Here is a 13,961-nt window from a genome sequence, read left to right on the forward strand (position 1 = left end):
GTGCAGCGCGATTTGCACGGGGCCGACGGGCGCTTGCCGCTCGCGCGACGCCATGTCTTGCGGCAGCGGCAATGCACCACGGTCGGTCTTGCCGTTCGGCATGACCGGCAAGGCATCGAGGTGGACGAACACCGACGGCACCATATGCCCCGGCAACTTGCGTTCGAGCGAGCGGCGCAGCACCACGTCGGCCACGTCGCCGACCACGTAACCGGCCAACCGCGCCCCCTCACCTGCGCCCACCAATGCCACCACGGCGTCGCGCACGCCCGGCACTTGCCGAAGCACAGCGTCGATCTCGCCGAGTTCGATGCGCAGACCGCGCAGCTTGACCTGAGCGTCCAGACGGCCCAGAAAGTCGATCCGGCCATCCGCGCGGCGCCGGCACAGATCGCCGGTGCGGTACATCCGCGTGCCATTGCCCGCAAACGGGTCCGGCACGAACTTCTCGGCGGTCAACGACGCCCGGCCCAGATAGCCGCGCGCCAGCGTGTGACCAGCAATGCAGAGTTCACCCAGCGCGTCGACCGGTGCTTCGTTGCCATGGGCATCCATCACGTACACGCGGCGCGACGGATACGGCACGCCGATGGAGACGATCGCGTGTTGGGTATCGGCCTCGCAGGTGCGCCGATACATGCAGGCGACCGTGGTTTCGGTCGGTCCGTACAGGTTGTCCAGTTGAATGCCCGACAGCGGGCCGTCCTGCCACTGGCGTAACGCATCGCCCGGCAGCCCCTCCCCGCCCACGGTGATCTGACGCAGCGCGGCAAGCGCCTCGCGCGGCGGCGGATTGCGCAACCACTGTTGCCAATAGGCGGTCGGAATGCGTGAGAAGGTCACGCCCTCCTCGCTCAGGTGGCGGCTTGTCGTGGCCAGATCCCAAGCCTGCGGTCCGCGCATTTCGATCTGTCCGCCGTTGCACAGCGCCGGCAGCATTTCGTGCAACGCCACGTCGAAGTTGATCGTGGACGATTGCAACTGCTTGTCGTCCTGCGTGATCGCGTAGGTATTCAGAAAGTCGTCGATGTGCTGACTGAAGGCACCATGCGAGATCGCCACGCCCTTCGGCCGTCCGGTCGATCCCGACGTATAGATCACGTAAGCCAGTTGGTCGGGATGAACGTCGTGGCACACCATGGCGCCATCGGCCGGCTCTAGCGTGTCGACCACGATCACCTCATGCCCGTGGAGTACCGAGGCCATCGTCTGCGCCGTGCTGGCGTCTGTCAGTACACGGCGTACGCCCGCGTCTTCCATCATGAAGGCCAGACGATCGAACGGATACGACGGGTCCAGTGGCACGAATGCGCCGCCTGCCCGCAGCACGCCGAGCAACGCAGCGGTCATCCACGGCGAGCGCTCGACGCACAGGCCCACGCGTTCGTCGGCGCGCACGCCTGCGGTGACAAGCGCCACGGCGATGCGGTTGGCTGCGGCGTCCAGCTCGCGATACGACCAACGCACACCCTCGCAATGGATGGCCGGACGTTGCGGCGTGGCCTTTGCCTGCGCCGCAATGCGATGCATGACCGGTGCGAAATCATGACGGGTCAGCGACGACGGCTGGGCCTGACCGGCCAGCGTTATCGTGCCGACGTGTGTCGATCCGGCTTCCGATGGGCTCGACAGTTGATCGAGAATCACCCGCAGATCCGCTTGCAATTGCGCCAGCGTGTGCGCGTCGATGCGCGAGGCTTTCGCTTTCCAGCGCAACGTGAGCGTGTCACCGGGCAGTACTGCGAGCACGAGCGGGTAATGCGTCTGTTCCGTGGTGGCGAAAGCGGCCAGCGAGAGCGACGCGTCGTCGGCGCGCACGGCGGCGTCGATCGGGTAGTTCTCGAAGACGACGAGCGTGTCGAACAGCGCCTCGGCGGCGCGCCCGGTCCATTGTTGTACCTGACGCAGCGGCGTGGTTTCCACCGCGCGCAATGCCGTGCCGCGCTGCTGCACGTCCTGTAGCCACGCTGAAATCGTCGCGGCGGCGGGCACGTCGACCCACATCGGCAGGCTGTTGATGAACAGGCCGAGGGTGCGGTCGATCCCGGGCAGATCATTCTCCCGGCCGGAAACGGTGACGCCGAAGGCGGCTTGCGTCCGATGTCCATAGCGCGAGGTCAGCAGCGCCCATGCGGCCTGAATCATCGTGTTGAGCGTGACGCGGTGCTGGCGGGCGGCGTCGCGCAGCCGTCGGTCCAGTGCGCTGTCGAGCACGTCGTCGACTTGCAGCAACGGACCCGACGTCGCATCGTGCCCGGTCTGAGCGGACGGCAGGCTTGCGACGAGCGTCGCCGGTTCATCCAGCGCCTGCATGCGGCCTTGCCAATAGCCGGCGTGGTCCGGTTGTGTCTTGAGCCAGTGCACGTAATCGCCGTACTGCGGCGTCACAGCAGCCTCGGGCAACGTCTCGCCCCGATAGATCGCGAGGACTTCCGCGAGCAGTTGCGCGGCACTCCAGCCGTCGAGCAGCACGTGATGGTCGGTCCAGACAAGATCGGTCAGGCCATCGGGACGGGCGAACAGGTTCACGCGCAGCAACGGGGCAACGGCGAGATCGAAGCCTTGCGCGAGGTCGTCTGCAAGCCATGCGTGCAGGCGCGCGTCGTAAGTCGCTTGCGGGCCGGCTGACCAGTCATGCCGGGTGTAAGGCAGCGCGACATGACGGGAGACGACTTGCATCGCATCGCCACCGTGCGCCCAACTGAAGTGGGTTCGCAGGATCGCGTGGCGTGCCATTACCCGCGTCCACGCATCACGCATGCGTTCGTGATCCAGTGAACCGCGCAACGTCAGACGTTTCTGATTGACGTAAACGCCGCGCCCCGACTGCATCAGGCTATGGAACAGGAGACCGCTTTGCAGCGGCGTCGCCGGATAGGCCGCTTCGACGTTGTCGTCGGCCTGCCCAACCAGTGTCCGCACTTGAGACTTTGCTTTAACAACGGGCTGCGATCCCGCGTCCAGTGGCTGCGCCAACGCCGCAAGGGTTGCCACCGTTTGGGCTTCGAACAGCTGACGCGCAGTGATCTTCCAGCCCTGTCTTGCCAGTGCCGACACGATTTGCAGACTCAGGATCGAGTCGCCACCGATCTCGAAAAAGTTGTCGTGGCGGCTAATGCGGTCGAGTTGCAGCACGGCTTGCCATGCGGATGCGACCGCCTGCTCTGCGGGCGAAACGGGCGCTTCGAAGGCGTTTCGCCCGGCTTGGGGTTGCGTCGAACGAATGGCAACATCAACCTCGCGGCCGCTGCCTTCGCCCTGACCTCCCACAACCGCATCGACCGCCACTGGCATGACGCTGCCGTCTGCGTTGTGAAGCACGACATCACCCACGGCGACAGACGTATCCGCTGCCAATGCCTCACAGAGGGTCACGAAGTGGTCGGCCCAACGAGCCACGGTCGTAGCGTCGAAGAGCTCGCTCGCGTAGGTCATCGCGGCGCTCACCGAGCCGTCGTCCGCCTCTTCGGTGTCGAGCGTCAGTTCGAATTGGGCATTGCGCCCCGCGATATCCATGCGGGACACCGTGAGGCCGTCGAGCGCATCGAAGACCCGATGGTCGGGCTGACGGTGATTCAGTACGACTTGGAAGATCGGCGTGTGCCGAAGGTTTCGCTCCGGTTGCAGGGCGTTGACGAGGACATCGAACGGCAAGTCCTGATGCGCCTGCGCGCCGGCAACATGGGTGCGAACGGTTTGCAGCAATGCACCCAGCGACTGGGCAGGCCCGACCCGCGCCCGCATGACTTGCGTGTTCACGAAGCAGCCGAGGACGTCGTTGACTTCCGGGCGTTCGCGATTTGCGACGGGCACCCCGACGCGAATGTCGCGTGCGCCGGCATGCCGATGCAGCATGGCCATGTAGGCCGTGAGCAAGGCGACGAAAAGCGTGCTGTCGTGGCGTTGGGCGCTGGCTCGCAGGCGGCGGGTCAATTCGGACGGCAGCACAAACGTGTGCCGCGCGGCGGTGTAATCGGCGAGCGCGAGGCGTTCGCGATCTGCCGGGAGCGCCAGCACCGGATGTTGATCGCCCAGCTCGGCGCGCCACCACGCCAGTTGACGTTCACGTTCACCGGCATCGAGCCAGCGGCGTTGCCACACGGCGTAGTCGGCGTACTGAACCGGCAGCACAGGCAGGGTCGCGGTCGTGTGATCCCGATGGGCACGGTAGCAGGCGACAAACTCGTCGAGCATGCGATCGACGGACCAGCCGTCCGAGATGATGTGGTGCATCGAGATCAGCAACTGGTGCGCTTGCTCGCCCAGCTTCACGATACCGACACGCAACAGCGGGCCTTGCGAGAGATCGAACGTCTCGCGTGCAAACGCATCGGCCAGCGCCGCGGCGTCGGCCTCTGGATCGCCGGCGTGGCTGACATCGTGATGGCGCACGGTAATTGGCATCGTGTCGTGCACGATTTGCCGTGCGGCGACTGGCACGGCCAACTCGCCCTCACTCCCCTCGCCACCCTCACTCTTGCCCTGTGCAAACGTGACGCGCAGCGATTCGTGGCGTGCGACGAGCGTGTCGAATGCGGCTTGCACCGCTTGTTTCGCCGCGTCGTCGAACGCACCGTGCAGCCGCAGCCCGCCTGCGATGTGATACGCCGAGCTTTCCGGTTGCAGATGCCACAGGAACCACAGCCGCTGCTGGGCGTACGACAACGGCAGCGACAGGCCGGCCGTTCTTTCCAGCGGGAGCAATGCGGGCGCGGCAATCTCGTCTGTGACTGCCGCTGCGCTATCGAGGGCTTCCGCCAGATCGGCCAGACTTTGATGTTCAAACAGATGGCGTGGTGACAGCGTGAGTCCGGCCAGCGTTGCCCGATTCACAACTTTCAGTGTCAGCAGCGAGTCGCCGCCAATGGCGAAGAAATTGTCGTGACGCCCCACCGACGGCACGCCCAGCACGCTCTGCCAGACCTGCGCCAAAGTAGCTTCTGTCCCCGCACGCGGTGCGGCGTCGATGCCGCGACCGAATTCCGGCGCTGGCAAAGCCCGACGATCCACCTTGCCGTTGGCCGTGAGCGGGAACACGGGCATGACCACGATGGCCTTCGGGACCATGTAGTCGGGCAGCACGGCACCCAGCGCCGCGCGCAGCGTCGGCACGTGGGCATCACCCGCCACGTGGGCAATCAGACGCGCGCCACCCGGCCCCTCCTGCACGCTCGCGACCGCGCCGTGCACGCCGGGCTGCGCCAGCAGTTGCGCCTCGATCTCGCCCAGCTCGATGCGGAAGCCTCGAATTTTGACCTGATGATCGATGCGCCCCAGATAGTCCAGCTCGCCGTCGGCACGCCAACGCGCCAGATCACCCGTGCGATAGAGCCGTCCGCCATCGCCCGAAAAACTGTCCGGAATGAAACGTTGTGCGGTCAGCGCCGCACGGTGCCAGTACCCGCGAGCAAGACCCGCCCCGCTCACATGCAGCTCACCGGGCACGCCGATCGGTGCCAGTTCCCCCTGCGCATCGAGCACGTACAGCCCAAGATCGCCGATAGCTCGCCCGACCGGGCTGCGTGTCACGCTCAGGTCGTCGCGGGTGATCCGACGGAACGTCACGTGAACCGTCGTCTCGGTGATGCCGTACATGTTGATCATGCGCGGCGTCGTATCGCCGAAGCGGTCGAACCACGGCCGCAGCGTTTGCGGTTCCAGCGCTTCACCGCCGAAGACGACGAAGCGCAGCGCCAGATCGTCAGCCTCTGCCAGCGCCGGGACTTGCAGCAACTGCCGGAACGCTGACGGTGTCTGGTTCAGCACGGTCACCCGTTCGCGGCGGAGCAACGTCAGGAAGTCGTCGGCGGCGCGGCTCACGAGGTACGGCACGATGACCAGACGGCCGCCGTAACACAACGCGCCGAAGATTTCCCATACGGAGAAGTCGAAGGCGTACGAGTGGAACAACGTCCATACGTCCTGCGGGCCGAAGTCGAAATCCGCCAGCGTCGCATCGAGCAGGCGCCCGACGTTGGCATGCGTGACCAGTGCGCCCTTCGGTTTTCCGGTCGAGCCTGACGTGTAGATGATGTACGCCAGATTCGACGGCGAGACCGGCACATCAGGGTTGGAAACATCGCCCTCCCGCGTGCGGTTCGTCTCGGTCGCGAAATCCTCCAGCAACAACGTGGCGACGCCGTCCGGCACCGGCAACTCGCTGCGCAGCGCACCGCGGGTCAGCAGCAGCGTCATGCCGCTGTCCGACATCAGGAAACTCAAACGTTCGGCGGGATACTGCGGGTCCAACGGCACGTAGGCGCCACCGGCCTTGAGCACCGCCAGAATGGCGACCACCATCTCGGGCGAACGATCCAGCGCAATACCGACACGGGCTTCCAGCCCAACGCCCCGCGCGATCAGCGCATGGGCAAGCGGGTTGGCGAGAGCGTTCAACTCGCCGTAGGTCATGGCGGTGTCTTCGAACGTCAGGGCCACGGCCTCCGGCGTTTGGGCGGCATGCGCTTCGATGCGTCGATGCAACGGCAACCCCGGTGACACCTGCGCATTGGCGCTCCATTGCACGAGTCGATCGCGCTCGTCGCGGTCGATCAAGGCCAGTGCGCTGACGGTCGTGTCCGCATGCTGTACCAGTGCTTGCAAGGCGCTGCACAAGTGGGTGGCGAGCCGGGCGATGGTCGAGGCGTCAAACGTATCGGCGTCGTACCGGAATTTGGGCAGGAGACGGCCATCGCCGTATGCCTGCACGTCCAGCGTGAGGTCGAACTGCGCGGCGCCGGCATCGAGACCATGCAGCGTGGCGCGTAGCGCCGGCCAGCGTGAGAGCGAACGCTCGTCCTGCTGCACGTGGTTGTACATCACCTGAAACAGCGGTGTCTGGCCAAGACTGCGGTGCGGTGCCAGCGTATCGAGCAGCACGTCGAACGGCAGGTCCTGATGCTGCTGTGCCTCCAGCGCCGTCTCGCGCACCTGCGAGATCAGCCCGGATAGCGTGCCCGACGCCTGAACGTCGAGCTTCATGACCACTGTGTTGACGAAGAGGCCCATGAGCGAGGCCGTACCACCGTGTTGCCGGTTCGCCACCGGCATGCCGATTCTCACGTCATCGCTGGCCGTGTGTCGGCGCAGCACGAGACCTAGCGCAGCGAGAATCAGCATCGACGGGGTCACGCCATTCGATGCCGCCGCCGCAGCCAGCCCCGTAAGCACCGATGGCGGAAGGTCGAACGTGTGCGTTGCGGCGCGTCGTGGCGCATTGCCGGTGCGCGTGCGATCGCCAAGGATCGTCGCGGCGGGTTCGTCCCCCAGTCGTGCGCACCAGTAAGCCAGTTCACGCTTGCGCGATTCGTGGTCGCGCAGGTCGCGCTGCCAGACAGCGAAATCGGTGTACTTCAGATCACTTTCGAGCCCCGTCAATGGCGGCTCGCCCGTCAGGCAGGTGCGATAGTCATCCGCCAATGCGTCGACAAAACCCTGCATCGACCATGCGTCGCACACGATGTGGTGAAGCGCGACGACAAGATGCGCCCGGCGATCCGGCGTCTCAAACAACGTCGCACGCACCACCGGACCGTTGCGCAGATCGAAAGGCGCGTCGATCCATGCCTGAGCGGCGTCGTTGAGGGTGTTGCCGCTCTCGAGCGTCGTATGCGTCAGTTCAAATCGGGACGCAACACTGGCGTCGGCCACCCGCTGGACAGGTTCGCCCTGCGCGTCCGTGTCGAAGGTCGTGCGCAACGCGGAATGCCGCGTGATGGCAGCGCGCAACGCCGCCTGCAATGCCGGCACGTCGGGGCTGGCGTCAAACGTCAGCCGCCCGCCCACGTGGTACGCGGTATCCGACGGATCGAGGTTCCAGAGGAACCAGAGACGGTGCTGTGCGTGGGTCAGCGGTGCCGCCGCGTCGCTGTCGGCGTGGCGGCAAATCGGCGGTACGGCGACGGCGGCGTCGGTCTGTCCTGACACGCCTTGGCGCTGCGTGATGGTTAGCGCCGCGTCGGGCAGTTTCGACTGCTCGAAGACATCGCGCACGTCGAACGGCACATGAAACGCTGCCTGCACACGCGCGGCCAGTTGCACCGCTTGAATCGAGTTGCCACCAAGACGGAAGAAATGCGCGCTGGCTGGGTCAACCTGTCGGCCGAGCACTTCCGCCCAAATCACGGCGAGTCTTGTTGCGATCTCTGCGGTAGCGCCGTTGTCGGATTGGCCCTGCCCGCCTTGCGGTTCAGCCCCCGGGGCATGGTTGTGCGAGGCGCCATAAGCGTCGTCGAACACACCGTTCGCGTAGACGGCCCAAGCGTCGAGCGTGCGCTCGCGCCAGCCGCGTGCGGCCGCAGAGCGTTGCAACTTGCCGCTCGATGTTTTCGGCAGTCCACCCGGATTGAGCAATACCACGACACCCAAGGCTTCGCCGAAGCGCGGGGCGACGACGGCGTCGAGTTCGTCGACGATCTGCGCCGGTGTGAGCAACTTCTGCGTCCGGCGCGAGACCTCGGCCGCCAGACCGATCCCTTCGCGTCCGTCGATTTCCACGGGGAACGCCGAGACGCGGCCTGCGCGAACCACGTCGAGTTCCGCCTCGATCGCCTGTTCGACGTCCTGCGGATACACGTTCTGGCCCCGCACGATGATCATGTCTTTCACGCGGCCGGTCACGTACAGTTGCCCGCCTTGCGTCATGCCCAGATCGCCCGTGCGCAGCCAGCGACGTCCGTCGTCGTCGACAAACGTTGCTGCGCTCGCGGCCGGATTACGCCAGTAGCCTGCCGTCACGCTCGGCCCGTTGAAACGGATCTCACCGATCTCACCGTCGCCAAGCGCTCGCCCGCTGGACGGATCGACGATTCTGACCTCGTGATCGCGCGCAACGTGGCCGCAGCTCACCAGATGCTTGGACTCGCCATCCGCGCGATCGACGCTGAAAGCCGACATGCCGCCCGCGCGCGTCACGCCCGTGACCAGCAGGGTCGCCTCGGCCAGTCCGTAGCAGGGATACACCGCGGCCGCATCGAAACCCCACGCGCTGAACCGCTCGACGAATGCACACAGCGTGTCGTGACGCACCGGTTCGGAGCCCGAGAACGCCACCCGCCATCCCGACAGATCCAGACCTTCCATCTGCGCATCGCGCACGCGCTCGGTCAACAACCGGTAGGAAAAGTCAGGCCCACCCGAGATCGTGCCACCGTGCCGCGCAATGGCTTCGAGCCAACGGATCGGCTGTTCCAGAAAGTGATTCGGCGACATGAGCACGAGCGGAATGCCCGTGTAGACGGGCTGGAGCATCGTGCCGATCATGCCCATGTCGTGCGGCAGCGGCAGCCAACTGACGAATACGTCGGATGCCGTGACACCCAGGCGTTCCTGAATGGCGACCTCGTTGGCGATCAAGTTGCCATGCGTGACCATCACGCCCTTGGGCGCAGACGTCGAGCCGGACGTGTACTGGAGGAAAGCAATGTCGTGCGGCGCCAGCTCGATGGCGACGCGCTCGGTGAGTTCCGGATCGACCGAGTCGTCGATGACGATCAACTCCGCCGCTTCGCCATACATAGCTAACAACGAGCGAGCGATCTGCGCGTGTTCCGGCGTGACGAGCACCCATCGGGCTTCGGCGTCGGCAAGCATCACGCGCAGGCGCTCGGCGTAGGCATCGCGAGTGCGCCCGGGGGCGAACGCGGGCACGGCGAGCACGCCCGCATACAGGCAGCCGAAGAACGCCGTGAAATACGACAGGCCGCTGTCCATCAGCAGAATCGCTCGCTCGCCCTTGCGCGCCCCGCCGCCCAGACGCTGCGCCAGCGCGTTGGCACGCTGATCGAGTTCGGCGTAGCTGTGCGACGTCTCGCCGCCGGTCTGCACGCAAATCAGCGCGATATCGTCAGGGCGTTCGATTGCGAGCGATTGCAGCTGCTCGACCATGTGCTTGGGAGTCTGGGACATCGGTATGCCTGAAATTCGTTGCGTTTCGAGGATCGGACGATTCGCGCAGCCCACCGGCCGCGCTTTGCTTTCCCGCTTGGGGGAAACGCCGGCTACTCGGGTTGTTCGTTGTCGTTGCGCGACGGCGCAGGGGCCTGCGAGCCCGCGTGCTGGCCATGCGATGCGCTCTCGCGCACGCTGGCGTCACCCTGTTCGATCAGTCGGGCGTGACCGGCATCGGCGTGCATCTGGCGCGCCACATGATTTGCGTGCGACAAATGCATGGCATGGGCGGTCGATGGTGTTTCGGTCGGATGCGGCTTCGGATGCACGGGGATCTTGCCGATCATCGGTGTGAGCGGTGCGGGCGGTGCCGCTGCGGCGTGGGCTGACGTGGCGGAGGCGTCTTCGGCGGCACGACGCATCCGTTTGAGGAACGGGCATTGGTCCGCTGCCGCAACGTTCTCGTCTTCGAGGAAGTACTGCTTCCATTCGAGATTGCCCGGGTCGCCATAGAAACCGAGGTCGGGGTGCGGGCCGACGGCGTCCCATTTGCGCAGCCGCTCGCGCACTTGTTCGCGCGCCTGACGGCCGATCACCTTGTTCGTGATGGTGTCCACGAAAACCGCGCGCGGCTGGAACAGCAGGACCATGCCCGGCCCGAGGTTGCGGCTGTGCCGCTGCGAAAACGACGGGCACGCGCAGACGACGAACATCTGTAGCCCGCCGTAGCCGAATTCCCAGTCCTCGTGCGACGGCGGCACTTGCTGATCGGCTTCCGGATCGGGATCGACGTCATGCAGATACTGCAACGTGCCCCAGAACAGGTCGTGATACGCGTTGTGCGTCAGCGGCGTGGCGTCGGGTTCATAAAAAATCGCGATGTTGTTGCGACGGAACTCGGGCTGCGACGCGAGCCGCGCGAACGTGAGCATCGTCGCGGGCAGCGTCGCGTTGTCCTTGCCGTTCACGAACGTGTAAAACATCTCGCCGCGACGCTCGGCAATGGTGCCGAAGAAGCACGGATACTCCGGGTGCATGACCTGCGAACGAAGCGTTTCGTACGAGGTCTCCAGCCAGTCGGGCAGGTCGATGCCGCCGACCTGCTCGCCGAGAATGACGCGAGAGCGCCAGTCGCTTGCCGTGGCGCGCCGGGGCGCAGGGGATGACTCGGTCGAACGGGGGGAATCAAGAACATCGCGGGGGTCGAGCTGCATGAGCTTCTCCGTCGAAACTGCGCGCGCCGGCCCGGGCCGGCTGTCATTGCGTCACGCATCGACCACCGCGAGTCGAGACGAGTCGCGGCGGGACGCATGAACGTGCCTAGGAAATTCGTAATCGGCTATTCGTGTCGATAGCCTCGAGACAATCAGGTCGCCGGCGCTACGTGGGCGCGCCGGCGTTGCCGCGAACGGGCATGGGGTGTACCGGCTCAGGCGAGCGCGGCAGAAGACTTCGGTGCCGGTGCGTTTGGCGCGTTGCCGGTATGCAGGGCTTCGAACCACGCGTCCGGAATGATCGGCTGGTGATACGTGCACTCGTGCGAGACGACCGTCGAGCCATGCAGACGGCCATCGGGAATCAGTACGCTGTCGCCCTGCTTCATCTTCAGTTGCATGCCGAGATTGCCCCAGAAGATCATGTCGCCCGACTCGATCACCACGAGCCGGTGGTCGTTGTGCACGTGCGTGGTGGAACACATCTCGCGCGGCTCGACAAACGTCTCACGGTCGATACCCGGGCACTCGGCTTCGATACGCCCTTCCACTTGCTTCGCGAAAGCCACATAGCGCTCGATTGCCGAGAGCCAGCGCAGTTGTTCACCGAGATCCCAACGCCCGCGCGCGCCCATGAGTTCCGCCGCGCCAAGCCCTTGGCTCACACGGCCCAGTCCTTGAGCGCCGTACTGCGCGTCGATTTGCGTGGTCGCGGCGGCCGCCCGGCGGACCAGGTCCGAGACGGCATCTTCCAACGGCGGCTGTTGAATCGGCAGGCCGTGCAGCATATGCGGGCACGCAGCCGCGGCGGCCTGACAGAACGCCAGCATCTCGGCCTCAGCCACAAACGCGGCACCGAGCAGCGCGAATGCGCGATCCGGGCGTGCGCCCAGCGCGTAGAGAAAATTGCACTTCGCGAGGCTCGTCGGCAAATAGAACTGCCAGTACGAATGCTCGCGACGCGTCAGGTCCAGTGCACCGGCCACACGGTTCAGCAGCGCGTCTTGCGCCGCGTCCGTCATGACCGGACGCGCGTCGGGCGACACCGCATCGAAATAGCCGGACGCCACCGCACGCGCAACCGCTGCACGACGCGATGGAGCGAGGCTCCAGCGCTGAATCATGATGAAGCGCAGTCCTTCGGGCAGATACTCGTTACGTTGCAGCAGCGCGAAGATGTCGCTCCACCACGCGTGTTCAGTGCGCACGATGGCGTCGAGGGTATCCGTCAGCGCGCCGGGCGTGGCGTCTGCGTTGCCTTCGTTACCGAGAAACGCATACGCGTAGTTCTCAAGGTAGGGCCGGATGCGAGCGCCCAGCACTTGGTTGCGCTCGCTGTAGAACGCGTCGGCGCTGGCAAAAATGTCCACACCGCCGTCCGCATCGCCGGGGCGCGGCATGCGGGCAATGCCCACCTCGTTGATGCACATGAGCAGGCGTTGCGATGCCAGCATCGGGAGGCGGCTCACCGTCTCGGCGCGCACGGCCTTCTTGAATTGCAGGAACTCGAGATCTTCCGGGCGCAACGGCCGGCGGTAGAAGTCTTCGTCCAGTTCCAGTTCTTCGACGACGGCGCTACGAAACGCCATATGCGACGCGAATTCCCGAATCAGCGGCAACGTGTCGTCGCGGACTTCGAGATAGGGGGCGAAATCGAACAGCAGGGGGAGGCCTTGCACGATGTCCATCTCCGTATTGACGTCAGACGAGCGCCCGGACAGGCGTCTCGGTGATACCGGCCACCTCGCGCAATGGCGCAATGACGTGCGCCAGCAGCGCGTCGCGGTGGGTATTGATGAAGAAATGCCCGGCCGGCACTCGCGCCGAGGCGAACGGCCCCGTCGTCTCGCTGGCCCAAGCCGGGTCGTTGGCGGGCACGACGCAGCGCGCGTCGTCGTCACCATTGATCGCCAGCAACGGGCATGCCAATGGCGCACGCGCAGGCGGATCGTAGGTGCCGCACAGGTGAAAATCGGCGCGCAGCGCCGGCATGACGAGCGCCATGAACTCGGGGTTGTTCAGCAGACTGTCCGGCATACCGCCCAGCCGCCGGACTTCGGCAATGAACGTCGCGTCGTCGCAGGTCAGCCAATGTGTTTCACGCTGACGCAAGGCCGGCGCGAGACTGGCCGACGCGCCAAACCAGCGCGGGCTAACACCCAGCCGTGCCCGTAGCGCGTGAGCCATTTCGAGCCCCACGAGCGCGCCCATGCTATGGCCGAAGATCGCGAACGGCAGTGGCGCCTGCCCCGGCACCATGAGGTGCGTCAGCGCCTGCGCGACCATGTCGTCGATGAATTCCGGCCAACGATGCACGGGGGCGTCACCGTGGCGCACGCCCCGCCCCGCCGGATGCAACATGACGGGACGAATCGCGTCGGGTAGCGAACGAGGCCATTCGCGATAGATCGCAGCACTGCCCCCGGCATATGGCAGGCAGAACAAGGTGAGAGGAGCAGGCATTCAGGCGGCGCCAGTCAAGAGGACGCGGTTCGGGCGCAATCAGTGCACCGAGGCAGAGGCACCGGCGCTCGTCGGCTGACCCGCCTGCTCGGCCATCGCCTTTTGCAGGCTCAACGGGCGCATGTCGGTCCAGTGCTCCTCGATGTAGGCCAGGCATTGCGCCTTGTTGCCCTTCATGCCGACCGCGTGCCAGCCACCCGGAATTGCCTTGTAGCTTGGCCAGATCGAATACTGCGCCTCGTGGTTCATCACAACTTCGAATTCCGCGTTTTCGTCGTCCCAGCTCATCGCGTTGCTCCCAAAAGGTTCGAATTCCTTAGTACTTTGACATCCGGATGGCACCCGGAAACGTACCGAATCAGCCAATGATTTATGGCTAGTTAATGAGAATCATTA

The 13,961-nt window shown here is 65.3% G+C and carries 5 protein-coding genes (1 of these 5 cut by a window edge); all 5 read right to left on the bottom strand.

The features are described from left to right. On the bottom strand, nt 1–9,906 hold the start of the coding sequence (locus CDV44_RS07745; protein ID WP_087687511.1) for a non-ribosomal peptide synthetase. 18,300 nt of this gene lie to the left of the window's left edge; only the first 9,906 of its 28,206 coding nucleotides appear in the window; it begins with the start codon at nt 9,904–9,906; its stop codon lies off the left edge, out of view. Nucleotides 9,907–9,998: 92 nt separating this feature from the next. Beyond that, nucleotides 9,999–11,102 (bottom strand): YqcI/YcgG family protein, encoded by a 1,104-nt coding sequence (locus CDV44_RS28715; protein WP_087687512.1) that lies wholly within the window; start codon nt 11,100–11,102, stop codon nt 9,999–10,001. A gap of 215 nt (nt 11,103–11,317) precedes the next feature. Next, nucleotides 11,318–12,790 (bottom strand): peptide synthetase, encoded by a 1,473-nt coding sequence (locus CDV44_RS07755; RefSeq protein WP_087687513.1) that lies wholly within the window; start codon nt 12,788–12,790, stop codon nt 11,318–11,320. A 13-nt stretch (nt 12,791–12,803) separates the two neighbouring features. Continuing rightward, the gene (locus CDV44_RS07760) at nt 12,804–13,565 is read right to left on the bottom strand and encodes a thioesterase II family protein (RefSeq protein WP_087687514.1); all 762 of its coding nucleotides are present in this window, start codon (nt 13,563–13,565) and stop codon (nt 12,804–12,806) included. 39 nt (nt 13,566–13,604) lie between these two features. Further along, complete coding sequence (locus CDV44_RS07765) at nt 13,605–13,853, bottom strand: MbtH family NRPS accessory protein (RefSeq protein WP_087687515.1); 249 nt, start codon at nt 13,851–13,853, stop codon at nt 13,605–13,607. Nucleotides 13,854–13,961: the final 108 nt, after the last annotated feature.

This window comes from Pandoraea sp. PE-S2R-1 (genome assembly GCF_002179865.1).
In the GTDB taxonomy this organism is placed as follows: Bacteria; Pseudomonadota; Gammaproteobacteria; order Burkholderiales; family Burkholderiaceae; genus Pandoraea.